Source organism: Bacteroides sp. K03 (assembly GCF_019734355.1).
Classification (GTDB): Bacteria; Bacteroidota; Bacteroidia; order Bacteroidales; family Bacteroidaceae; genus Bacteroides; species Bacteroides nordii.
In genome coordinates, this window is sequence record NZ_JAASHC010000006.1 from 184186 (window position 1) to 209319 (window position 25134).

Below are 25134 nucleotides of genomic sequence, written 5' to 3' on the forward strand. Positions count from 1 at the left end.
ATCCTATAACAAAATAGTCTATTGAAATACTAAATGAATACGAAATATTACAACTTACTATCTTCTAATTCTTTCAAAGCTTCCACTACCGTTTCTTCCTCCGAAGATAGCTGCCGTCCACCTCCCCAACCATCAACAATACGCCGAACCTCTTCTATCAATTCTTCATCAAACACTTCACCATAACAAGAGAGCAACAAACGGCATTTCAATACTGAATCCCCCAAGTGATCCAGGACAATAAAAGCACGATCTAATATTCCCTGTATTTTTGCTTCTTTATTACTATCCGAGTACGCTGTGGCCCTATACCCCATCAACAACGCAAGGCAAAGTGAAGCCTCTTCTTCGTCCGTCTCTCCTTTTTTGTCAAAAAGAGATTCGGACAAGCGAAAAACTTCTGTGTTAAGTTGGCAAAAACGATCTGTATAGATAGGGGTACCATCAATACCCAGATACAATAATTCGTGAGAGATGCTTTGCAACTCCCGAACCTGGTTCATTAATTTATCCATTTACTTCGTAGTTAGAAATCAGTAGTAAGCAATTACTATTATTTATGAAAGGATGTGCAGATAACTTTTGGGAACTTTAATACTGGCAGTGAGAATGCCATTAATCCGGATCATCACATGTGTGCGATTAGCAATACTGACAAGTTCGCCCTCAACCCCACAAAGGTCTCCTTTGACAACCTGGACCTTAACTCCAACAGCAAAAGATTCGTCATTCAATATTACACTTTCGGGAGAGAGATCCATAACGAACATGAAATCACGCATTTGCTTATCGGGAATAATGAGCAGGCTATTTGTCCGGAGGTCCTTCATATAGAATAACTGAACATTATAATCTTTCGTTATAGACCAAGCACGATCTTTGGTAGCACGAACAAATATCAGATTCCTGATAACAGGTACTTCCACACGACGTTTGCGATACTTCAACTGGCGAATCACAAACTGAGTGGGCATAAAGCACTCGACATTCAGTTTCTCCAAAGAATTACGGATCGCAAACTCCTGATCCTTACGGGTTCGGGCAGCAAACCAATATTCCTGTTGTTCAGACATTTATGATTTTAAAATTGGGGTGATTTAGTAACCTTCAGGTACGCTACGCGGCTTGGACGAGACATCTTACTCATTCAAGCCGAAAGAATTAAAAAACTGTTTCAGACAACAAACGAACAGAGATATAATTTTACTGAACGTTCTTTTTTAGACGGGGACAAAGGTAAAACGGATAAATGAAACAACAAAACATTTTTGATAATTTTATTTCGTTTCTCCATCGGTATGGATTCTTTGCCATTAAAGAATAGGTAATTAATACTATGTTAATTAGGTAATTAAGGGTATAATAAATACTATTTTAACACTGCGTTAAATACGTACTTTTAGTACACAAAAATAGGATAGTTGATAAAAAGCCCTCGAATTAACTAAAAAGGAATATTTAGTTATCATATAATAAAGTAAAGGACTTTCCCGGGCTTTTTTATTGCCCCGAAAGAATAATCATGTAAATTTGTAACACAATAAAAATTCTGGAAATATGAAATATATAAAGTATCTTCCGATTGCTCTTATGCTTTGCTTCTGTTCCTGCAAAAGTGGAAATGCAACTAGTCAGGCTACTGATATCCCACAAGACAGTATTAAAACATTCACCTTACCCGCTATCCCCGCCATGCTGAATACTCCGGAATTAAGGGCTGATTTTCTGGTACGCCATTATTGGGATAATGTCAACTTTGCAGATACTAACTATATTCATCATCCGGACATCACCGAACAAGCCTGGGCTGATTATTGCGACATCCTGAATCATGTCCCCTTGAAAACAGCACAGGAAGTCATGAAAGAAACAATCCAGAAAACGGAAGTAGAAAGAAAGATGTTTGACCACATCACCGAATTGGCAGACAAATATCTCTATGATCCAAACTCACCGTTGCGAAATGAAGAGTTTTATATTCCGGTATTGGAAGCAATGATAGCCTCTCCTATCCTGAGTGAAACTGAAAAGATTCGCCCACAGGCCCGATTGGAACTCGCACAAAAAAACCGCGTAGGTACAAAAGCACTCGACTTTACGTATACATTAGCATCGGGCGCACAAGGTACGCTCTATCAGATTAAATCCGACTATACCCTCCTATTCATCAACAATCCCGGTTGCCATGCCTGTACGGAAACAATAGAAGCATTGAAAAGTATTCCCATGGTAAGCGAATTGATAAAAAAGAAAAAATTAGCCATTCTCTCTCTTTATCCTGACGAGGAACTGGATGAATGGAGAAAACACCTTAGTGAATTCCCTGCCGAATGGATTAACGGATACGATAAATCATTCACCATCAAAACAAAAAATCTCTACGACCTGAAAGCCATTCCAACCCTTTATCTACTGGATGCCAACAAAAAGGTATTACTGAAAGATGCTACAGCACAGGCTATCTATAATAATTTGCCAATGCAATAATTATGTGCCAATGTGTTAATGTGCCAATGTGCCAATTGGCTGCGTTGCCACGCCGTATGGTAATTGGCACATTGGCATATTGACACATTGGCATATTACCACATTATTTTTGTTATTCTGAATTTTCTTCCTATCTTTGCCGTGCATTGGTTCGCAACCTCTTCTTATTCGGAAGAATGCGATTAAAAGGGAATCAGGTGTAAATCCTGAACAGTCCCGCTGCTGTAAGTTCCAATGAATTATGTTATGAACAACTACCACTTTAGCCACTGGGGGAAATCCTGGGAAGGCGTTCGTAACAGGAACAAGTCAGAAGACCTGCCATGCAATCTTTTTTCATTGCTTTCGAGGAAAAAGCGTTGAGTCTAATGAGCCGGATAAGTTCTATCCATCATTTCATTCACCACTCTGATTCAGAGAAAGTATATTTTTTTTAATAAACTCTGCCAAGTTTATTTATATGTCCGGCCGAAGGGATTTCGCCCGGACATTTTAATGCAAAACTAATGAGATGAACAAATTGAGCCAGATCATTAAGTATAAACTCTGGGGTACAGTTGCCTGTTACCTTTTCTATATTCCTCTGCTTTCTGCGCAGCAGCAAAAAGTGGATACCACACATATTTATTCGATCCCCGAAGTGATTGTTGCCGACCGCTACCAGACACGGGAAGTACGTTCGACAGCTCCCATACAAGTTTTTTCTAAAGAAGAACTTAAAAACCTGCATGCATTACAGGTCTCTGATGCTGTGAAACATTTCGCAGGAGTAACCATCAAAGATTATGGTGGTATCGGAGGACTGAAAACCATATCTCTACGCAGCCTGGGAGCACAGCATACAGCCATAGGATATGACGGTATTACTTTAACGGATTGTCAAACGGGACAAATTGATATCGGACGTTTCTCATTAGACAATGTAGACCGGTTATCGCTCAGCAATGGACAAAGCGACAACATATTCCAACCTGCACGCTTCTTTGCATCCGCAGGGTTACTGAATATCCAGACGTTGACTCCACGATTCAATGACAATAAAAAAACAAACATCAGTGGTTCTTTTAAAACCGGTTCGTGGGGGCTGATCAATCCTTCTCTAATGATAGAGCAAAAAATAAGTAAGAAATGGGCGTTCTCTGCCAATAGCGAATGGATGTCAGCAGATGGCCAATATCCTTTCACACTCTATTATGGTGATAAAAATGATATGACTTCCCGCGAGAAAAGAAAAAATACGCAGGTAGAAAACTTACGTGCCGAAGCCGGACTATTCGGAAACTTCTCTGCGACGGAACAGTGGCGGATGAAAGCATATTACTATCAATCATCACGTGGGTTACCCAATGCCACTTCACTGTATTATGACTACGCGGCACAGCACTTATGGGATAAAAACGTTTTTGTGCAAAGCCAGTACAAAAAGGAATTTAACCGCCAATGGGTGTTCCAGACCTCAGCAAAATGGAACTGGAGCTACCAGCGTTATCTGGACCCTACTTACAATAACTCAGAAGGCAAACAGGATAACAGTTATTATCAACAGGAATACTATCTGTCAGCATCGGCACTCTTCCGGGCGTTGGACAATCTTTCGTTTTCACTCTCTACAGACGGAAGTATCAATACCCTCAATGCCAACCTGCACGAATTCGCCTATCCTACACGCTACTCATGGCTGACGGTAGTAGCCGGAAAATACGTAAATGAATGGTTGACGCTTTCAGCTTCGGCACTCGCTACAGTGATTAATGAAAAAACTCAGCAAGGAGCCAGTGCAGGCAATCACCGTAAACTAACTCCCTATGTAAGTGCTTCATTCAAACCTTTCAGCAGCGAGGAATTCCGAATTCGCTTTTTCTATAAGGACATTTTCCGCCTGCCCAACTTCAATGATTTATATTATGGGAAAATAGGAAATATAGATCTGCGCCCGGAAAATACCCGGCAATACAATATTGGAGTCACATACAGCAGAGCCATTTCCGAATTCCTCCCCTATCTCTCTGCCACAGTAGATGCCTATTATAATAAGGTGTCGGATAAGATTATCGCCACTCCCACAAAAGATATCTTTGTATGGAGTATGACCAATCTGGGTAAGGTGGAGATAAAAGGGGTAGACGTTACCGGAAACATAACGCTACAGCCGATGGAAAAACTACGTATTAACCTCTCTGGAAACTATACGTACCAGCGTGCACTGGACGTTACCGACCCGGTGAATGAACCTCAAAAAAGAACCTACAAGCATCAGATTGCTTATACGCCCCGCGTATCGGGTTCGGGACAAGCAGGTATAGAAACTCCCTGGATCAATTTCTCCTATGCCTTCCTCTTTTCCGGGAAACGCTACACACAAGGAGAAAACAGAAGTGCAAACCGTCTGGATGGTTATAGTGATCACAGTCTGTCGGCAAGCCGTGATTTTAAAATCCGGAACATCCAGACGTCACTGAGTGTAGAAGTACTCAACCTGTTAGATAAGAATTATGAAATCATCCGAAACTTCCCCATGCCGGGACGTTCGGTACGTGCCACGCTGAAAGTTACTTATTAAACAATCCACATGATGAACTATAAATATCTTATATATCTGCTCTTCTCTCTGCTGCTGCATGCCTGTGATGACATGATCGATCAGGATACACCCGGTGGTGGTAACGGAAATGTCACAGAGACCGGAACATCCGAAATGTATGTACTCAACGAAGGACTTTTCAATCTGAACAACAGTACTTTGATGCGTTATTCGTTCAAAGACAGACAAATGAACCTGGATTATTTCCGTAACCTCAATCGTCGCGGACTGGGTGATACTGCCAACGACCTCGCCATTTACGGAGAGAAACTTTATATTGTAGTCAATGTTTCGAGCCAGATAGAGGTGATAGATTTACAATCGGGGCTTTCGCTAAAGCAGATTCCAATGCTGACGGAAAGCGGTAGTTCACGACAGCCGCGATACATCACTTTCCACAAAGACAAAGCCTATGTATGTTCGTCCGACGGAACAGTAGCACGGATAGATACGACATCACTCGTCGTTCAGGATTATGTCAAGGTAGGACGAAACCCGGACGGCATCTGTGTACAGGGAGATAAACTCTATGTTTCCAACTCCGGAGGACTTGACTGGGACGGAGCAGGCGTGGATAATACCGTATCCGTTGTTAGCACAGACCCCTTTAAGGAAATCAAAAAAATACAGGTAGGCCCCAATCCCGGTAAAATAGCAGCAGACGAATACGGTCATGTGTATGTAGCTACCCGTGGAGAAAATATTAGCACAGGAGACTATAACTTCGTACAGATAAATACGACCACCGATGAAGTGGCACAAGTTTACAACGAGAAAGTAATGAACTTTGCCATTAATGACCAGCTTGCGTATTTATATAATTTCAACTACGGCACACAGACGGCACAGATAAAAGTATTCAATCTGCAAACAGAAACCACTCTGCGTGAGAACTTCATTACAGACGGTACGGAAATACATACTCCTTACAGTATTTGCATCAATCCTTATAGCGGAAACGTATACATCACGGAAGCCTACAACTACCAGGTGAGTGGAGATGTATTATGTTTCAATCCGCAAGGAGAACTACAATACAGTCTTCAAAGTATCGGACAAAACCCGAATGCAATAGCCTTCTCTGATAAGAGTTCACAAAGCAGTGGGGGTGGGTCAACTGAAGATCCCCGGGCTGCCGCTTTTGCCAATAAGGTATTGGAATATCATCCCGCTCCGTCACAATATACCAATACCACTACTACCGCTTACAAAGAAGGATTCACCTACGAGCAAGTATTGGAATATGCTACCGAGCGAATACAGAATCGCTTTCTACTCTCGTTGGGTGGATTCGGAGGAAACATCATATTGGGATTCAATCAACCGATTCGCAATGTGTCAGGTGAGTATGACTTTAAAGTATACGGCAATGCTTCGTATAACATGTATGGCACAAGCACAGGCAAACCGGGCGGTAGTGCCGAACCGGGTATTGTACTGGTATCAAAAGATGTGAATGGCAATGGTCTGCCGGATGACGAATGGTATGAACTGGCAGGAAGTGAGTATGGCACAGATACGGAAACGCGTGGATATGAAATTACCTATCATCGTCCTCAGTCAGCGAACACAAATGTACGTTGGACGGATAATCAGGGGAAGGACGGATTTATTCTCCGAAACAGTTTCCATACGCAAGCTTCATACTATCCGGCATGGATAGCAGAAAATGAAATTACTTTCCGGGGAACACGCCTGAAAGACAATGCTGTGAAGGAAAACGGTATGTGGGTAGGTTATTGTTATGCCTGGGGATATGCAGATAATCATCCGAACAGTACGAAAATGTCTCAGTTTAAAATAGACTGGGCAGTGGATGCCAATGGCAATAAAGTGATGCTGGACGAAATTGATTTTGTGAAAATATATACCGCAGTCAATCAGGATGCCGGACCAATGGGAGAAATCTCTACGGAAATAATGACGGTGGAAGATTTACATTTCGACAATTAAATAAACTCAATTAATAAATTATTAAATCAAAACAACAAGATGAAAAAATTATCTTTATTAATGCTGTTATCAGTATTTGTATTTTGGGGATGTAGCAATGATGACGATGAAGTAAAAAATGAAGTAACTATTAGCTTTGAAAATCAACTAACGGAAGAGAATAGTGAATTCATCTCTAACGCAAGCGAACCTAACGGCATAAATTTCCAAAAAGACACGTTCAAAGATTCTCAAAGCCTGGCGACATTTGAACATTCCTATGCAGATTGGGGAAGCGGATACAGTTTTGCTTCATTTACTTATACCAACAAAACTGATAATGAAACAGGTAATAGCCCGGCTCCTATTTGTGGAAAAGCCAAAATAGGTAAAGTATATCTGGCTGCTAATAGCTCGGAAGGAGAATGGGGAAACTCTGCATTTATGACTATCAATAATCCGGATAAATACAGCATTAAAGGTGCTTGGATCACAAACAGTACGTGGGCTTATATAGGTATGACTGAAGGAGACGGATATGCTAAAAAATTTAAAGCTGGAAGTTGGTTTAAAGCTATAGCAGTTGGTTACAATAGTGAAAATAAAGAGATAGGAAGACTCGAATATCTATTGGCAGACTATAAAACGGATACTGATTTGCCTATAAAAGACTGGGTATGGTTTGATATGTCATCTCTGAAAAATGCAGTTAAAATAAACTTTGTTACAAGTTCTTCAGATCCGGGAACTGCCAATTTTTTCTGTCTTGACGGCATCACCCTCATCGAAAAATAAAAAACTATTATGATATTCACTCTTAAGAGTGAATATCATTTACACATAAACAATTTAAATTATGAAAACATTTATTGCTACCTTATTTCTCTCCTTTTTTATCTTCTCATGTACAGACAATGAAATCATTACAGATTTGAATACTGAAAAAGAAAATACTCCCACTACACGAAGTGCAGGCGATGGAGTATATGATTTATTGGGATATGGATACAATTGTTTCTATTCTGATTTTAAAGATCCATTGTATGCGAAAGCTAAAATAATAGATTTAGATCGATTAGAAAAAGGATTAGGACGAGATCCAATAACAGGACAAGAAGTTATTTTCAATCCTTCAAAAATAGAAACGTCTTTATTACATGGTAAAACCGAAACAAAAACAGTATATGGTTCGTCCGTAAGAACATTAACTGAAAACCTTAATATTAATGCCACTGCAAAAGTCGGAACAAAAGATTTAAATTTATTTTCTTTAGATTTAGAAGCAACAATAAATTCAGGCGGAACAAGCGAAAATCGAGATGCCTTCTATAGAGTAGATGCACTAAAAATGACTCGCCGAATAACCTTGCCATATACAACACCTTCAAGGTTGAAATATTTTTTTACTGATGAATTTTTATCTGATTTAAAAAACTTATCCGGTAAAGATTTACTTGAAAAATACGGTACTCATGTTATGACTGATATTTTATTAGGTGGTAATTTTTCAGCATTCTATACCGGAAAATATACAAGTACAGAATCTACTCAATTATTAGACTTTAAGGCTTCATCTAACTTTTTAATGTCATCAATTACAGCAAATGTACATTACGATAATAAGTTATTTAACAGCTTTAAAAATGTGAACATATACATCAAGACACAAGGAGGTTCTCAAGTAATTACATCTATAATAAGTCAAAATGCTAATGGAGATTTAGATAATGTAACTTTTGATTACGCAAGTTGGATGAATAGTGTAACAACTGAGACCGAATCATTAATAGGAATAGGTAATCCTGATACTAAATTTTATCTATTAAGTGAATTTATTGATGATTTATCAAAGAAAAAAGAAATAGAATTAGCGTTACGCTTAAAAAAAACTAATTATACTATAGGAATAATTCTCACATCACCTTACACAAAATTCAATTCTAATGAATCCGGAAAAGGTTTCTTAACTGAATTCCCAAACTCTGGAGGAAATACAGTTCTTCTTCCTATCATGTATCTAAGACCTCCATACAATGAAACAGGTTTATTTCTTTTAGAACTCGAAAACGATTATATAAAATTGAAAAGAAGAGAAAACGAATATCTAGATAATACTTGCAAAATTACAATTAACAAGAACAATAATACCCAACATTGGAAAATAGAGTTTGTAAATGGGAACAATTACTTCAGACTAAAAAACATTGCCAATAATTTATATCTTTCATCGTTTGATCTTAAATTCTACAAAGACTCAACTGTAATTGATGATAACAAGCTCTATTGGTGTTCTTCTTCTAATAACATCTAATAATTACTCAACCCAAAAACATATACTTTCTTAGGGAAAATATATAGATAAAATAATAGGAAGAAAATGGAATATAATTTTCTTCCTATTATTTTTTCATCATATTACATAAGCATTATTTTTTTCTTTTTACTAAATTTATATTACAACATTCAATAGTCTACATACTACTATCAAATGCATGTCCATACATTTTCTGTTTTGTGTACTCTTCCCTATTTTACCAAAGCTATCAAGAATTAGAAAACAAATATTGTGATAAAAAAGATAATTACTCTTCCACAATAATTCAAAACAAACAATATACCAATAAGTTGATTCAAATAAAAAAGCCATATTGATCATAGAAAAAAGTAATAGAACGTAAATTCATACATACCAATTTCCTAAAATTTGGAAAAACAATTATGGTTGAGCAATCTATAATCAATTATTCACTTTCCATATTCTCTTTTAAAGCTTCACACCTTACAGATTTTCCGTACCGAAACATATCTAAAAGCACTTTACTCCAACAAAAAGACATAAATTCATTGCACATGAAAAAGAAAAGCACTAATTTCAGCAAGTAAAACCAAATATCTAAAGAAATGAAATTACCTTTTGCTGAATCATAGAAAATAAAATGATAAAGCCCATCCGTAAAAGCACCCTCAGGAATGTGAATAATAAAGTAAAGCCACAATTCTTATTATTAAAGAGCCGCAGCTATTTTGCGTACTTGCGCCAACCGCTTCATAAACGTTTCATCTTTACGAGTGGTTTGCATATTATATTTCAACTGTAAGCGCATCAACGGTTCTGCTTCAATCCCTAAGGCGGCTTCAAAGAGTAATGCAGTTTTTTCCGTCATTGGACGACGGGCATTCAATATCTCGTTCAAAACGGAATATGCCAACCCCATTTGCTCTGCCAGCTTTCGTTGCGATATTCCTCTATACTCGATTTCATCTTTCAAAATCTCACCCGGATGTGTCGGGTATGCGGGAGTAAGATTGTTCGCAATCATTTGAGGGTTAATCTCTTGTTTGGTAGTACTCATATCTGTTCCTCCTATTTATAATGATTCGACAATTCTGTTATGCTGCATATTGTTGCGATAATTTCGCCATCCTTGATTTGTTCTTCGAACTCGATACGATATTGATCGTTCACCCTTACCGAGGATAATCCCGCTTTATCACCTTTTAATTTCTCATAATTCAGCGAATTATATTGTGCGAGAGCCGTTACATCAGCTTTTTCAATCATCAAATCAATGATGCGAATATACTTACGAATAATCTGCGGTTGAAAACGGTGTTTTTTATCCGCCTTTCCTGTGATATATAAATCTCGTAAATACTCCTTATCAAAAATTATCTCCATATCGATTAGCTTTACAAATACAAATATAACACCATTTACCTGCATTCGCAAATATTGCGAACTTTTTTATTATGATTTATGCATTTCCCAGCCTAAAAGTTCTTTCGTTATCGTACACCTGCATCCGGTGTACAGGTTTAATAGAATTTCAATTCCATGTCAAGTACCTATTGCATTCACTCCAAATGCAACAGGTATTTTTTATTACCCCATCCTATCAAAAAGTCAGTATTTCATTGCCTATATCAAAGTAAAACAGTAAATTCGGCAAGTAAAACCAAATATCTAAGGAAATGAAATTACCTTTTGCTGAATCATGGAAAATTAAAATGGTAGAGCCCATCCGCAAAAGCACCCGTCAGGAACGTGAGCAATGGATAAAAGAGGCACACTACAATGTATTTCAACTAAAAGCCGAACAAGTCTATATTGACCTCATCACCGACTCCGGTACCGGAGCTATGAGTGATCGCCAATGGGCAGGAATGATGTTAGGAGACGAGAGCTATGCCGGAGCTTCCTCATTCTTCAAGCTAAAAGACAAAATCACCCAGTTAACAGGATTCGAATATATTATTCCTACCCATCAGGGACGTGCTGCTGAAAATGTACTATTCTCTTATCTTGTACACGAAGGAGATATCGTACCGGGAAATTCACACTTCGATACTACCAAAGGTCATATCGAAGGACGCAAAGCCCTCGCACTGGATTGCACGATTGATGAAGCGAAGCAAACACAACTGGAAATTCCCTTTAAAGGGAACGTAGATCCTGCCAAGTTAGAGAAAGCCTTACAGGAACATGCCGACCGAATTCCCTTTATCATAGTAACCATCACCAATAACACAGCCGGCGGACAGCCCGTTTCTATGCAAAACTTACGGGAAGTACGTGCTTTGGCCGACAAATATAATAAACCGGTACTTTTCGATTCAGCCCGCTTTGCCGAAAATGCCTACTTTATCAAAACGCGTGAAGAGGGATATGGGAATAAAACAATCAAAAAGATCACACGCGAAATGTTTGACTTAGCAGATGGTATGACCATGAGTGCCAAGAAAGACGGTATCGTAAATATGGGAGGCTTTATTGCCACCCGTCGTAAAGAATGGTATGAAGGAGCAAAAGGCTTCTGTGTACAATATGAGGGGTATCTTACGTATGGAGGAATGAACGGACGCGATATGAATGCTCTTGCTATCGGTCTGGATGAAAACACTGAATTCGATAATCTTGAAACTCGTATCCATCAGGTGCAATACCTCGCAAAGAAACTGGATGAATATGGTATCCCTTACCAGCGTCCTGCCGGAGGGCATGCCATCTTTGTAGATGCTCCGAAGGTACTGACCTGCGTACCGAAAGAAGAGTTTCCGGCGCAAACACTAACGATTGAATTATACCTGGAAGCCGGTATCCGTGGATGCGAAATAGGATACCTGCTGGCAGACCGTGATCCGGTAACCCGACAGAATCGCTTCAACGGATTGGATCTGTTACGCCTTGCTATCCCCCGTCGTGTATATACTGACAATCATATGGATGTGATTGCCGCCGCATTAAAGAATGTATACGATCGCAGAGAAAACGTAACACGTGGAGTACGTATTGCATGGGAAGCTCCATTAATGAGGCACTTCACTGTACAACTGGAAAGATTATAATAATGTGCTAATGTGCCAATTACCATGCGGCGTGACAGCGCAGCTAATTGGCACATTGGCACATTAGCATATTGGCATATTATTGATACGTTCCATAAACGATATCATACGGCTGAGCCTTTAAGAATTTTCCAATAATCCCCATCAACTCAGTCAACTTCTCTTCCATTTCTTTACGATGCCCTGCCGCATCAAAATCATAGATATCTCTGAATCCAACTGCCTTTCCTTCGGCATTAAAGTAAACAGTAGAGCATCCAAAAGCATAATCAAAATCGGTATTATCATAAAATGAAATCGCCTGCGAACGATATTTCACTCCATTGATCGTAACATAAGAAATAGATCCAATCCCTTTTCCGGCTGCAAACTGAGGTTCTGCATGAGCAGCTACCTTCTGAAAAATTTCGTCAGAAAGTACCATCGTCTCTCCTTTTCCTATCAAATAATGACGAAGGCATTCGCACTCAAATTCTGTATTCAGTTTTTCAAGCATCTGCGTCAACTTATCATTTATTTGTTTCAATACCACATCCCAAAAACCGTTTTGTTTCTGTACTCCCATAGTCGTTTTGTTTTTAAATTGATACTATCTTCCAAATGTATAAATTTCTAAAGAAGAGACAAACAAAAACTCCGGATAATCTGTTTATAAAATATATATTAAACAATTAACGTAGAAAATTATGGCAGAAGATTATGAACTCATTGACAATGAAGAAAATAGAAGATACGAGTTTCGCATTGATGGCCACATCGCCAAAATAGAATATATAAAGACCCCGAACGGAGAAATATACCTGACTCATACTGAAGTTCCACGAGCTTTGGGAGGTAAAGGAATAGGCTCCCAGTTGGTAGAGAAAGCACTAAAAGACATCGAACAAAAAGACTTACGTCTGGTGCCACTTTGTCCGTTTGTAGCCGGATATATTCACAAACATCCGGAATGGAGACGTATCGTAATGAAAGGTTTTCATATTCAATAAAAATTAAAAAGATATGGGAAAGAAAATAGAATATTCAAATGGTGAAATGACCATTATATGGCAACCTGAACTTTGCCAGCATGCAGGTATTTGCGTAAAAATGTTACCTAATGTATACCACCCCAAAGAAAGACCGTGGATACAAATTGAAAACGCAACCACAGAAGAATTGATTGCACAGATCAAAAAATGCCCTTCGGGAGCATTAAGTTATAAAATGAATAAAAATAAATAGAAAAGGAAACTATATAGAAAGTCTGCTAAAGTAACAAATGTGTAATTTTAGAAACGCAGATTTACGCAAATTATCGCAAATCCAATTAACATTTGCGTAAATCTGAGTAAATCTGCGTTTTATGAATAGCTAATTTTACCTTCAGCATACTCTGGCCTTTAATGCTCCTCCATATATTTTTTCTTCTCCTTCTTACTCATCTCCTGCATGATAATCTCTTGAGGGTGTTCAGAAACATAGAGTTCTCCAACAGCCGGTTTACCCGTCTTCCCCGGAGAAAGATAAAAACAGGGAACAAACGTGAACTTACGCATGTCAGGACAATAGATACTAAAACGCAGATGTGAACCTCGTTCATAATTACTCCCGCCAATGATTCCAAGAGGTTGTCCGGGGATAACCTGATCTCCCGGAGAGACCAAAATACCATTATCACGAAACAAGATATAACGGGCAAAAGTACCATCATCCTGGCATATCTCTACAAAATTCTCTTTTGCACTAAAGCTCTTATGCTCTGCTTCTGAAGCTGAATTATCTTGTACTTCGGTTACAATGCCACGACGAGCAGCTACGATAGTATCTCCATCGGCAGTCTGAAATGAGATGCCTGTAAGCCGGGATTTATCATCACTACCCAGCACCTTTTCCAAAGAGACCATGTGGTTCATACGTACCCGTTTGCCTTCTGTAAGCGGAAAGAGATATACAAAATTAGTATCCGTTTTAGCGTGCCAGTCGCCTTTAGTGATATTAGAACGATAAGAGAAACCTATACCTGCATTTTCTGTAACCGGCTTCAAGGTCAGTAATCGTGTTTTTCTACGAGAGAATGCGGTTGCCTTATGGATATCTCCTTCCTGAAGAGAGAGGGTACCACTCAAACGGGTAAAGGTCAAAGCAACCGTATAGGGAGTATATGATATATTATCAGCATAAAAAGTCACCTCTCCTTTTCCCGAACGTTCGTAAGTAATCGTAACCGGACTATTCTGAGCTACAACCCAAATGGGCATCAGGAAAAGAATAGTACTTAAGCAGTGTTTTAGTTTCATAGTATTCTGTTTTTTTATATTTAATCAATCTGCCAAGTCATCACAAACTCAGGATGAATCAGATAATGAATCCGGAAGTTACGCCGTTGCTCCGTTCTATATTCGTGAGCCAGAAGAACGCCTTGTTGCTCTGTTGTAAAAGGTTCGATATGCAAATGTTCCCGAAAGTCTACTTCGGGAGTATTCATACACTTGAACATGACTTCTTTGGCTGACCAATGCAACAGAAGGCTCCAGGTATCATCTTCCCCATAAGAAACGAGCTGTTCATCCTCCCGCATATACTTATGCGCCACTTTGTATACACGCCGGCTATATTGCTCAATATCAATACCTACCGGTTTCTCTTCACTCAAGATAACAGCTACGTAACCTTTAGTATGTGAGATACTGATAAAATAAGAGTCATCTGCCAGATAAGGTTTTCCACTTGGTTCGTAACACACCTCTTTATGCACACCCACCAAGTGGAATAGTAACGCACGGACAGAAAGCCATTCCTGTTTACGGTGCGGAGCATTAAAACGCTGTAACTCCTCTTCGTAATACGCTCTCTCCGGAAGCAAACCAAGTAAAACCTCTATCGGTTCCTCCATCTTCCAGATTCCCCATTGGAAAGAAGGCTCTCTATGCTGCAGAAATAATGCCATAATTATGCATCCTCTTCTGTTTGAGGTTGGTTGATGATAAATTTAACTTTCAAAATGCGGCGATTATCCATCTCAAGTACTTCAAACTCATAGTTCAGATAAGAAACCTTTTCATGAAGTGCAGGGAACTCCCCTTTTATCTCAAGTAAAAGCCCCGCTAATGTATCAGCATCACCAACCACTCTTTCAAAATCATCTTCATCAAGTTTTGTGATCTTATAGAAATCACTCAACTGAGTCTTGGCCTCAAAAACCCACGTATGATCATTCAGTACAGCGTAAGTACGCTCTTCATCGTCATATTCATCATGAATCTCACCTACAATCTCTTCGATAATATCCTCCATTGTTACAATGCCGGAAGTTCCTCCAAATTCATCAACCACAATGGCAATATGTATCTTATTAGCCTGAAAATCACGTAAAAGATCATCTATCATCTTTGTTTCAGGCACAAAGTAAGCCGGACGAATCAGAGACTGCCAACGAAAATTATCACCCTTGTTGACATGAGGTAAAAGATCTTTTATATAAAGCACTCCTTTTATGTTATCACGGGAACCGGAATAAATAGGAATACGCGAATAAGCATTATCTACAATACATTTCATCACGTCCTTAAACGAAGTACGTATGTCAAGGTCTACCACATCCAGGCGGGAAGTCATCACCTCCTTTGCTGTCTCACCTCCAAAGCGAATAATACCTTCGAGTATGTTGTTTTCCTCAGAAAGTTCGGCTTTATCAGTCAGTTCCAATGCCTGTGAGAGTTCGTCAACCGAGATATTATGATTCTTACGCGTAAAATGTTTATTCAAAAAAGTAGTAGAACGTACCAGCACTGCAGAAATCGGCCTAAAGACTTTGCGCAACAGATAAATGCCCGGAGCGGCAAAACGACAAAAAGCCAATGTTTTCTGTGCCGAATAAATCTTTGGCATAATCTCACCAAAAAGTAACAACAGAAAAGTTAGGATTACTGTTAATATCAAAAACTCCGCAACAGGTGAATGAAAAATAAAAACATTCATGAAAAAGAAATTGCAGAGCATAATTATCGTCACATTAACAAAATTATTGGTGATCAGTACAGTTGCCAGCAAGCTCTCTGAATTTCCAAGCAAACTACTGATTTTCTCATCCGAGGGATGATTACGTGACTCTATTTCATTGAGGTCGGAAGGAGATAATGAAAAAAAAGCTATTTCTGATGCAGAAGCAAAACCGGAGGCGAGCAAAAGCACACCGGCCAAAATAATAGCTACAATTGCCGAAAAGGAAGGTGGGTTTACGGTTATACCGTTAAAAATGTCTGCCAAATGGCATAAATAAGCGTCTGGGTCCAAAATCCTGGGTTTTAGTTAAACAATTATTTAGTTGACAGTGGACAATTGATAATTGACAGTTATGATGCAGCATGATGTGCAGCCAATTGTCAATTATCAATTATCAACTGTCAATTTAGAACGGCAAATCATCTGCCGGATTATTCTGTATAGGGTTAGCTTGCGATTGCTGTGGCTGCACAGTCGGTGCACCCTGCTGAGCTGCCGGAGTATATGAAGAAGCACCTGGTGCAGTATTCTTAGGAGTCAACATCTCCATATTATCTACGAATATTTCTGTAATATACCGCTTGGCACCCGTCTGATCGTCGTAAGAACGGCTTCTTATTTTTCCTTCAATATAAAGCTTATCACCTTTGTGAACATATTTCTCTGCCGTTTCTGCCAGTCCACGCCACAACACAAGATTGTGCCACTCTGTTCTTTCGGGCACTTGCGTTCCGTTAGCCAAAGTATATGCACGGTCGGTAGTAGCTAAAGGAAAAGTTGCCACAGCAATACCTGTATCCAGATATCTAACCTCCGGGTCTTTACCAACATTTCCTAACAATATCACTTTATTTACTGACATATCATTCTATATTTATATTATTTTGTGCCAAAATTAAACAGAAATACAACACCAAACAAGTTTTTATACATATTTCTCCAGGAAAGCATGTATCAATTTGGGCACGGCATATTGCTCTAACTCGTCAATCCTCACTTTCAGGTAAGAAGAGAAAGAAACAGTATCTTCCGGCAAGCTAACTTCATAGAAATTAGCATAAAGCACCCGGTGAGAAAGCACATGTTTCACATCCCGGCAGACCAAACGAACCATAGGAACTTCTCCTCCAACGAATAATTCAGTGAATTCCGGAAGAGCCAGGAACGCCTCTTCTGTAACAGATTCTGCCGTTTCTATCAACGGCAATTCAAAGAGATTTTTCCAAATATCATTTTCCGTCCGTTTATTAATAAAAGTATATGCACCCGCACGTACATACATATAATTGAGATAACGGTTTGTTGTCTTTGTCTTATGCTGTTTTACGGGAAGCTGCTGGACTGTCCCTTTCGCCAGTGCCATACAACCATCTGCTAATGGGCAAAACAGGCAAGCCGGAGCTTGCGGAGTACACTGTATCGCCCCAAAATCCATAATAGCCTGATTATAAATAGCCGGCTGAGTCTTATCCAACAATTCACCGGCCAACGAAGCAAATAGTTTTTTCCCTTCCGTAGAGTCTATAGCAGTTTCAATCCCAAGATAACGCGACAATACCCGATATACATTACCATCGACCACCGCATAAGGCATATTATAAGCAAAGGAACAAATGGCAGCTGCCGTATACTCTCCTACTCCCTTCAAGCCCAATACTCCCGAATAAGTGTTAGGAAATACCCCATTCATACTACGGGCAGCAGCATGAAGATTGCGTGCACGGGAATAATATCCCAGTCCCTGCCAGAACTTCATTACCTCATCTTCATCAGCTTCGGCAAGTGTCTTCACATCAGGGAAGCGTTCAATAAAACGCACAAAATAATCATACCCTTGTACAACCCTTGTCTGTTGCAAAATGATTTCAGAAATCCATATCAGGTAAGGATCAGAAGACTCCCTCCAGGGTAAGTCACGTTTATGTTCGTGATACCAGTTTATTAGTGTTTCGCTGAAGTTATTCATTAAAATAATGTATTAATATAGCAACGTAAAAAATACGTTATTTGCCTTATTAATGCACCTCATAGCCAACTAATACATTGGCATATTGGTACATCAGAACCGCAATTCGTGTACAAAAGTAGCTCTTTTTAAATCTAACAAAACTTAAGGAAGAGACTTTTTTATAAAATTGTTCAGAATATATTTTTTTGAGAGCTTAAAAAGCTATATATTTGCAGTCCAAAAAATTAGAAAGAACATAGTAATAATATTTTTTTTAAGGAAAAATGACTAAAGCAGATATTGTAAACGAAATTGCAAAGAACACCGGAATTGACAAAGTAGCAGTATTGACAACTGTTGAAGCGTTTATGGACGCAGTAAAAGATTCTTTGGCGAAAGATGAGAATGTTTACCTTCGTGGATTTGGTAGCTTCGTAGTAAAGAAAAGAGCTCAGAAAACAGCTCGTAATATTTCTAAAAATACTACAATTATTATCCCAGAACATAATATTCCGGCATTTAAGCCAGCGAAGACATTTACAATCGCGGTAAAGAAATAATAAACAAGAGTATTAACCATAAAATTTTGAAGCTATGCCAAGCGGAAAGAAGAAAAAAAGACATAAAATGTCTACGCACAAGCGTAAAAAAAGACTAAGAAAGAACAGACATAAAAGCAAAAAGTAATTTTTAGTCTGTATCGGACAGAAATAAAGAACAAACTTGTGAAGCAAATGTCTTTCGAGTTTGTTCTTTGTTTAAATGCCCGACTCCAATGAACAAGAGCTCAATTTATTTGTTCATTTTTTAAAAATAAATAATTAGGAAACAATTGTGACAAGCGAACTAGTAGTAGACGTACAGCCCAAAGAGGTCTCCATCGCCCTGCTCGAGGACAAGAGCCTGGTGGAACTTCAAAGTGAAGGAAGAAATATTTCCTTTTCAGTGGGTAATATGTATTTGGGCCGCGTCAAGAAATTGATGCCCGGACTAAATGCCTGCTTTGTAGATGTTGGTTACGAGAAAGATGCTTTCCTTCATTATTTAGACCTGGGTCCTCAATTCAATTCACTCGAAAAGTTCGTAAAACAAACTTTAAGCGACAAGAAAAAACTCAACTCCATTTCTAAAGCAACCCTGCTTCCCGATCTTGATAAAGATGGCACAGTAGCCAACACATTAAAGGTAGGACAAGAAGTAGTGGTGCAGATCGTAAAGGAACCCATCTCCACCAAAGGACCAAGATTAACTTCCGAACTTTCATTTGCTGGAAGATATCTGGTATTAATTCCTTTCAATGATAAGGTTTCTGTTTCACAAAAAATTAAATCGAGCGAAGAGCGTGCACGCCTCAAGCAATTGTTAATGAGCATCAAACCGAAAAACTTCGGTGTCATTGTTCGTACTGTAGCCGAAGGGAAACGCGTTGCCGAACTCGACGGAGAGCTTAAAGTATTGATTAAACACTGGGAAGACGCAATCACCAAGGTACAGAAAGCTACCAAGTTCCCGACGTTGATTTATGAAGAGACAAGCCGTGCCGTAGGGCTGTTGCGTGATCTCTTTAACCCTTCTTTTGAAAACATCTACGTCAATAACGAGGCGGTATACAACGAAATAAAAGATTACGTCACTCTCATTGCCCCCGACCGGGCAGAGATCGTAAAACTGTACAAGGGTCAGCTTCCCATTTATGACAATTTCGGTATCACCAAGCAGATCAAGTCATCTTTTGGTAAAACTATTTCTTACAAGAGTGGTGCCTACCTGATTATTGAGCACACTGAGGCGCTTCACGTAGTAGACGTGAACAGCGGTAACCGCACCAAGAATGCCAACGGGCAGGAAGGTAACGCACTCGAAGTAAATCTGGGGGCCGCCGATGAGCTGGCACGCCAATTGAGACTAAGAGATATGGGTGGTATCATTGTTGTAGACTTCATTGATATGAATGAAGCCGAAAACCGTCAAAAGCTTTACGAACGCATGTGTGCCAATATGCAAAAAGACAGGGCACGCCACAATATTCTGCCGCTCAGCAAATTCGGTCTGATGCAGATTACCCGGCAACGTGTACGTCCTGCTATGGACGTAAACACGATGGAAACCTGTCCTACCTGTTTTGGCAAAGGAACTATCAAGTCGTCCATCCTATTCACGGACACTCTGGAGAGTAAAATTGATTATCTGGTCAATAAACTGAAGATAAAGAAATTCTCGTTACACATCCATCCGTATATCGCTGCATACATCAATCAGGGACTCGTTTCTCTGAAACGCAAATGGCAGATGAAGTATGGATTTGGTATTAAGATTATTCCGAGTCAAAAACTCGCTTTCCTGGAATACGTATTCTACGATTCCCATGGAGAAGAGATTGACATGAAAGAAGAAATCGAGATTAAGTAAAAGATAAAGGCGACCCGGAAAACGAGTCGCCTTTTCTTTTGAATAAAAAACAAATAGACAAGCTACTTCACGAGAGGATATAAAAAATCAATAAAAACTTTATACGTTCACTATAATCAATATATCTTTTTATATTTCAAAATCTGATATTGATTAGTATCGCCAACAATAATTCTTATATTCACTATAAATCAGCTGATTACATAAGTATAAACATTCACATTCTAAACTTATATTTCCTTTTAAGGGATTCTTATAATTACTTTTTTGACAACTATGTATTTACCGGATGAACTAAATCTGATTTTATCCGCGTTATTTGTACCCATAATAGAATACCCCAATTGTCTATATCAGGATTTACCCCACCCGAATGCATAATCTCCCCAAAGTACGGCATCCACTCTGTCTGGATATAGCTATCCCCCCATTGGAATCAGCAAAGAAAAATGATGGAAACATCATCCTATTGCCACAATATACAAAATCATCAAAAAAATGAGCTTTACAACAAAATATAAGAGAATATAAATCCCTATTTTTGCAAAAAATAAAAGGATTAATATGGAACGACTGAATGTATTCGATTGCTCGAATGTACTTATAGCGAGTTATTTCACCGATGACCGGGGATGTGCCCACGAAAACCGGGAACACACGCTCATTTACCTGTGTTCCGGTGAACTGGAAATTGAAGAACGCGGACAAAGAACAGTTCTGCATCCGGGCGAGTGTGCCTTTATGAGACGGGATAACTGGATGTGGTTACAAAAACATGCCAATAAGAACAATCCTTATCGTTCTATCGTATTGAAATTCACGAGACCTTTTTTGAGGGAATTTTATCAGACGCTCGACAAAAATGATATTCCGGTGGAATCGAAACGCGAGAAAGTGAGCCTGCGCGTGTTGCCGAATAATCGGCCAGACATCCGTAGCTTGTTCGAGTCGGTCATCCCATATTTCGATTCGGGAGTAAAACCATCCGATGATGTATTGAAACTGAAAATGATCGAAGGAACTTATGTTTTGCTCAATACAGACAAAAATCTCTATGCCTCTTTGTTCGACTTCGTCGATCCGTGGAAAATAGACATTCTCGATTACCTGAACGAAAACTATATGTACGACCTTTCGATGGAGAAGATCGCCGGTTACACGGGACGTAGCCTGGCAACTTTCAAACGCGATTTCGCTAAAATAAGCGAACTTACTCCACAGAAATGGATCATCAGGCGACGTTTGGAAGCAGCGCACGATTTGATAAAATCCGGCAAGAAAAAAGTTACGGAAGCCTGTTTCGATGTCGGTTTCAAGAATCTTTCGCATTTCTCTAAAGTCTATAAAGAAACATACGGTTATGCCCCCAGCGCGATTTAAATCGGATATAGCCGGAACAAATTATGAAATGAACTTCATAACAAAGTAAATTGAGCCTCGCAGCAAAGTCACTGCGAGGCTCTTCGTTTACCTTTGCATCAGAATATTAAAACAGAGCATCATGGAAACAATGAAAGAAAAAGTGGTAATGATTACCGGTGCTGCGGCAGGTATCGGTTTAGCCTGCTCCGAAGCATTTGCAAAAACAGGTGCAATGACGATTATGGTCGATATCAACAAACCGGAAGAGCAAGCCCGGAAACTTATAAATGAAGGACACAAGGTAATCGCCTACGGTTGCGACGTATCGGACACGCAGGCAGTGAAAGAGATGATCGATTGGATTGTTACAACTTATGGCCGTTTGGATGCTGCGCTGAACAATGCCGGTATTCAGACTCCACAACGACCGATGGCCGAAATTACCGACGAAGAATTCGACCGTACGGTAGCCGTTGATCTAAAAGGCGTGTGGAACTGCATGCGCTACGAGATTATCCAAATGCTGAAACAAGGCGGCGGAGCCATTGTCAATACCTCATCACAGGGCGGTGTAACGGGATTTCCGGGACAGGCTGCCTATATCGCTTGTAAGCATGCCGTTATCGGACTGACCCGTACCGCTGCCATAGACTATGCAGCCAAAGGTATCCGCATCAATGCCATTTGTCCGGGAGCTATCCGTACTCCAATGGCTGAAGAACTCATGCGCCGTAATCCAGACCTGGAAGAAGAACTGATACGCGATATTCCGGCCGGTCGTCTTGGCAAGCCCGAAGAAATCGCCAATGCCGTATTGTGGCTATGCAGCCCGCAGGCTAGTTTCGTGGATGATGGTCATGCCTTGTTGGTGGACGGCGCTTTTTCAATACATTAAACTTATAAAACAAGAATCACAATGAAAAACAAGAATAAACAAGAAGGGATCAGCCGCCGTGGTTTTCTGAAAACGGCGGCTGCCATAGGTGCAACATTAACGATACAACCTACAATCAATAAGGTAAAAGCGGCCAATGTTACCCTTAACGGAGGGAACACATCTCCCACAATCCCCCAAAAGATGCAGCATCGCACGCTCGGTAGCGGTCATACTGCCATGGAAGTATCTACTCTCGGATTCGGGGTGATGGGTATGACCTACAACCGCAGTCAGCATCCCGACCGCAAAGAATGTATCCGGCTCTTGCATGAAGCTGTGGATCGTGGAGTCACTCTCTTCGATACGGCCATCATCTATGGTCCACTGACTAACGAAGTATTGGCGGGTGAAGCACTCTCAGGATTCAAGGACCGGATCAGTGTAACGACCAAATTCGGACACGAAGTAATCGAAGGGAAAGGTACGGGCCGTCAGGATAGTCGTCCGGAGACAATCCGCCGCTACTGCGAGGAATCATTACGCCGCCTGCGCATCGATTCCATTCCGCTTTTCTACCAACATCGTTTTGACAGAAACGTGCCTATTGAAGATGTTGCAGGAACGATTTCTGATCTGATAAAAGAAGGAAAAATTCAGCGGTGGGGTCTATGCGAAGTAAGTACGGAAACCATCCGCAAGGCACACTCCATCCAGCCGCTTACCGCCATCCAAAGCGAATACCACCTGATGCACCGTCTCGTTGAGGAAAACGGTGTGTTGAACGTATGCCGTGAACTGGGTATCGGTTTCGTACCTTACAGTCCGTTGAACCGTGGCTTTCTGGGAGGTTGCATTAACGAATACACAGTGTTCGACCCAAACAATGACAACCGCCAGACCTTGCCCCGCTTTCAACCGGAAGCCATGCGTGCCAATATGCGTATCGTGAATGTACTGCAGCAGTTTGGACGTACACGCGGTATGACTTCCTCACAGGTAGCCCTCGGATGGCTGTTGCAGAAAGCCCCCTGGATTGTGCCTATTCCGGGAACAACGAAGCTCGCACATCTGGAAGAAAACCTACACACGCTCGACTTCAATATTCCAACAGAAGAGTGGAAAGAACTGGAAGATGCCGTTGCCGCCATTCCTGTAGTAGGCGACCGCTATAATACCGAGCAGCAGAAACAAATAGGATTCTAAATTAAATTCACTATGGATCGCAGACATTTTTTAATATGCTCGAGAAGTTGGGTATCGGCTTCGTTCCCTATTGCCCGCAGGAACGTACCTTCCTCTCTCCGACCAGATGCCGCTCAATCCATCTAATTTCATCCAATAAACGAAACGATTATGAATAAACTCCTTTTATTTTCAGTATTCAACATTTTAACACTTACTGTTATGGCACAAGAAAAGATAGTACAGACAGCAGGGCGCAACCAATTAGGAGAGTTTGCCCCAAAATTCGCGGAACTCAACGATGATGTCCTCTTCGGCGAGGTATGGAGCCGCACCAACAAACTCGGCCTGCGTGACCGCAGTTTAGTAACAATTACATCACTCATCAGTCAAGGCATCACAGACAGTTCATTGACATTCCATCTCCAGTCGGCGAAAAACAACGGTATCACCCGAACGGAGATTGCTGAAATTATCACGCACATAGGCTTTTATGCGGGATGGCCCAAAGCATGGGCTGCTTTCCGATTAGCCAAAGAGGTGTGGGCCGAAGATACGACGGGCAACGATGCGAAAGCGGCATTCCAGCACGAAATGATTTTTCCTATCGGCGAACCGAACACAGCATACGCACAGTATTTCATCGGTAACAGCTACCTCGCACCGATTTCACAAGAACAGGTAAACATCTCCAACGTCACGTTCGAACCACGTTGCCGCAACAACTGGCATATTCACAAGGCATCAAAAGGCGGTGGTCAGATGCTTATCGGCGTAGCCGGTCGTGGTTGGTATCAAGAAGAGGGTAAGCCGGCAGTAGAGATTCTTCCCGGAACGGTCATTCATATACCTGCGGGTGTGAAACACTGGCACGGAGCAGCTGCTGACAGTTGGTTCGCCCATCTGGCATTCGAAGTTCCCGGCGAGAATACATCCAATGAATGGCTCGAACCTGTGACCGACGAACAGTACGACAAGCTTAAATAAATTCGGCAGGATATGAAAACCAACCGACTGCCCATCCAA

Annotated in this window: 24 protein-coding genes and 1 riboswitch; of the genes, 14 read left to right on the forward strand and 10 right to left on the reverse strand. The window is 40.3% G+C overall.

All coding sequences use genetic code 11. The annotated features are described in order from the left end of the window. Positions 1 to 47: 47 nt before the first annotated feature. Together HCG69_RS07090 and HCG69_RS07095 are read right to left on the reverse strand one after the other, a co-directional pair. Complete coding sequence (locus HCG69_RS07090) at positions 48 to 503, reverse strand: UpxZ family transcription anti-terminator antagonist (protein WP_221649497.1); 456 nt, start codon at positions 501 to 503, stop codon at positions 48 to 50. A gap of 54 nt (positions 504 to 557) precedes the next feature. Next, complete coding sequence (locus HCG69_RS07095) at positions 558 to 1073, reverse strand: UpxY family transcription antiterminator (protein WP_007486614.1); 516 nt, start codon at positions 1071 to 1073, stop codon at positions 558 to 560. Positions 1074 to 1557: 484 nt separating this feature from the next. Here HCG69_RS07095 and HCG69_RS07100 point away from each other — a divergent pair, with 484 nt between their 5' ends. The 5 genes from HCG69_RS07100 to HCG69_RS07120 all read left to right on the forward strand — a co-directional run bounded on the left by HCG69_RS07100 (position 1558) and on the right by HCG69_RS07120 (position 9311). Next, on the forward strand, positions 1558 to 2487 hold the full coding sequence (locus tag HCG69_RS07100) for a DUF5106 domain-containing protein (RefSeq protein WP_221649467.1): 930 nt from the start codon (positions 1558 to 1560) through the stop codon (positions 2485 to 2487). A 130-nt stretch (positions 2488 to 2617) separates the two neighbouring features. After that, positions 2618 to 2828: riboswitch (cobalamin riboswitch) on the forward strand. Positions 2829 to 2998: 170 nt separating this feature from the next. Continuing rightward, positions 2999 to 5047: a TonB-dependent siderophore receptor gene (locus tag HCG69_RS07105; RefSeq protein ID WP_221649468.1), complete on the forward strand. Its 2049-nt coding sequence runs from the start codon at positions 2999 to 3001 to the stop codon at positions 5045 to 5047. A gap of 12 nt (positions 5048 to 5059) precedes the next feature. After that, positions 5060 to 7021, forward strand: coding sequence for a YncE family protein (locus HCG69_RS07110; protein WP_221649498.1), 1962 nt, complete (start codon positions 5060 to 5062; stop codon positions 7019 to 7021). Between the two features lie 39 nt (positions 7022 to 7060). Next, a complete protein-coding gene (locus HCG69_RS07115) occupies positions 7061 to 7795 on the forward strand; it encodes a DUF4465 domain-containing protein (protein WP_221649469.1) in 735 nt (244 codons plus the stop codon). A gap of 61 nt (positions 7796 to 7856) precedes the next feature. Next, positions 7857 to 9311 carry an MAC/perforin domain-containing protein gene (locus tag HCG69_RS07120; protein WP_221649470.1) on the forward strand — a complete coding sequence of 485 codons (1455 nt, stop codon included), beginning with the start codon at positions 7857 to 7859 and terminating at the stop codon, positions 9309 to 9311. Positions 9312 to 10005: 694 nt separating this feature from the next. Here HCG69_RS07120 and HCG69_RS07125 read toward each other — a convergent pair. Further along, on the reverse strand, positions 10006 to 10353 hold the full coding sequence (locus tag HCG69_RS07125) for a HigA family addiction module antitoxin (RefSeq protein ID WP_221649471.1): 348 nt from the start codon (positions 10351 to 10353) through the stop codon (positions 10006 to 10008). A gap of 11 nt (positions 10354 to 10364) precedes the next feature. Beyond that, positions 10365 to 10679: a type II toxin-antitoxin system RelE/ParE family toxin gene (locus tag HCG69_RS07130; RefSeq protein ID WP_221649472.1), complete on the reverse strand. Its 315-nt coding sequence runs from the start codon at positions 10677 to 10679 to the stop codon at positions 10365 to 10367. A 293-nt stretch (positions 10680 to 10972) separates the two neighbouring features. On the opposite strand from HCG69_RS07130, the gene HCG69_RS07135 reads away from it, so the two are divergent. Beyond that, positions 10973 to 12346, forward strand: coding sequence for a tryptophanase (locus HCG69_RS07135; protein WP_221649473.1), 1374 nt, complete (start codon positions 10973 to 10975; stop codon positions 12344 to 12346). A 79-nt stretch (positions 12347 to 12425) separates the two neighbouring features. On the opposite strand, the gene HCG69_RS07140 is transcribed toward HCG69_RS07135, so the two are convergent. After that, complete coding sequence (locus HCG69_RS07140; protein ID WP_221649474.1) at positions 12426 to 12911, reverse strand: hypothetical protein; 486 nt, start codon at positions 12909 to 12911, stop codon at positions 12426 to 12428. A gap of 121 nt (positions 12912 to 13032) precedes the next feature. On the opposite strand from HCG69_RS07140, the gene HCG69_RS07145 reads away from it, so the two are divergent. After that, the gene (locus HCG69_RS07145; RefSeq protein ID WP_221649475.1) at positions 13033 to 13335 is read left to right on the forward strand and encodes a GNAT family N-acetyltransferase; all 303 of its coding nucleotides are present in this window, start codon (positions 13033 to 13035) and stop codon (positions 13333 to 13335) included. Between the two features lie 13 nt (positions 13336 to 13348). Beyond that, positions 13349 to 13570 carry a (4Fe-4S)-binding protein gene (locus tag HCG69_RS07150; protein ID WP_221649476.1) on the forward strand — a complete coding sequence of 74 codons (222 nt, stop codon included), beginning with the start codon at positions 13349 to 13351 and terminating at the stop codon, positions 13568 to 13570. A 158-nt stretch (positions 13571 to 13728) separates the two neighbouring features. On the opposite strand, the gene HCG69_RS07155 is transcribed toward HCG69_RS07150, so the two are convergent. The 5 genes from HCG69_RS07155 to mutY form a co-directional block, all read right to left on the reverse strand. After that, positions 13729 to 14625: a M23 family metallopeptidase gene (locus HCG69_RS07155; protein WP_221649477.1), complete on the reverse strand. Its 897-nt coding sequence runs from the start codon at positions 14623 to 14625 to the stop codon at positions 13729 to 13731. A gap of 20 nt (positions 14626 to 14645) precedes the next feature. After that, positions 14646 to 15275 (reverse strand): 4'-phosphopantetheinyl transferase superfamily protein, encoded by a 630-nt coding sequence (locus tag HCG69_RS07160; RefSeq protein ID WP_221649478.1) that lies wholly within the window; start codon positions 15273 to 15275, stop codon positions 14646 to 14648. Between the two features lie 2 nt (positions 15276 to 15277). Further along, positions 15278 to 16621 (reverse strand): gliding motility-associated protein GldE, encoded by a 1344-nt coding sequence (locus tag HCG69_RS07165; RefSeq protein ID WP_221649479.1) that lies wholly within the window; start codon positions 16619 to 16621, stop codon positions 15278 to 15280. A 115-nt stretch (positions 16622 to 16736) separates the two neighbouring features. Beyond that, positions 16737 to 17192 carry a single-stranded DNA-binding protein gene (locus HCG69_RS07170; RefSeq protein WP_007486602.1) on the reverse strand — a complete coding sequence of 152 codons (456 nt, stop codon included), beginning with the start codon at positions 17190 to 17192 and terminating at the stop codon, positions 16737 to 16739. 63 nt (positions 17193 to 17255) lie between these two features. Beyond that, positions 17256 to 18296 (reverse strand): A/G-specific adenine glycosylase, encoded by a 1041-nt coding sequence (mutY, locus tag HCG69_RS07175; RefSeq protein ID WP_221649480.1) that lies wholly within the window; start codon positions 18294 to 18296, stop codon positions 17256 to 17258. 266 nt (positions 18297 to 18562) lie between these two features. Here mutY and HCG69_RS07180 point away from each other — a divergent pair, with 266 nt between their 5' ends. From HCG69_RS07180 to HCG69_RS07205, 6 genes are all read left to right on the forward strand, one after another. Then, complete coding sequence (locus HCG69_RS07180; RefSeq protein WP_002561408.1) at positions 18563 to 18838, forward strand: HU family DNA-binding protein; 276 nt, start codon at positions 18563 to 18565, stop codon at positions 18836 to 18838. Positions 18839 to 19112: 274 nt separating this feature from the next. After that, a complete protein-coding gene (locus HCG69_RS07185; RefSeq protein ID WP_002561407.1) occupies positions 19113 to 20687 on the forward strand; it encodes an Rne/Rng family ribonuclease in 1575 nt (524 codons plus the stop codon). A 564-nt stretch (positions 20688 to 21251) separates the two neighbouring features. Beyond that, on the forward strand, positions 21252 to 22067 hold the full coding sequence (locus HCG69_RS07190; RefSeq protein ID WP_221649481.1) for an AraC family transcriptional regulator: 816 nt from the start codon (positions 21252 to 21254) through the stop codon (positions 22065 to 22067). A gap of 121 nt (positions 22068 to 22188) precedes the next feature. Beyond that, entirely contained in the window at positions 22189 to 22944 is a 756-nt protein-coding gene (locus HCG69_RS07195) for an SDR family NAD(P)-dependent oxidoreductase (protein ID WP_221649482.1), read from the forward strand. 21 nt (positions 22945 to 22965) lie between these two features. Next, positions 22966 to 24129 carry an aldo/keto reductase gene (locus tag HCG69_RS07200; RefSeq protein ID WP_221649483.1) on the forward strand — a complete coding sequence of 388 codons (1164 nt, stop codon included), beginning with the start codon at positions 22966 to 22968 and terminating at the stop codon, positions 24127 to 24129. A 150-nt stretch (positions 24130 to 24279) separates the two neighbouring features. Next, positions 24280 to 25095, forward strand: a complete 816-nt coding sequence (locus tag HCG69_RS07205; RefSeq protein WP_221649484.1) for a carboxymuconolactone decarboxylase family protein — start codon at positions 24280 to 24282, stop codon at positions 25093 to 25095. Positions 25096 to 25134: the final 39 nt, after the last annotated feature.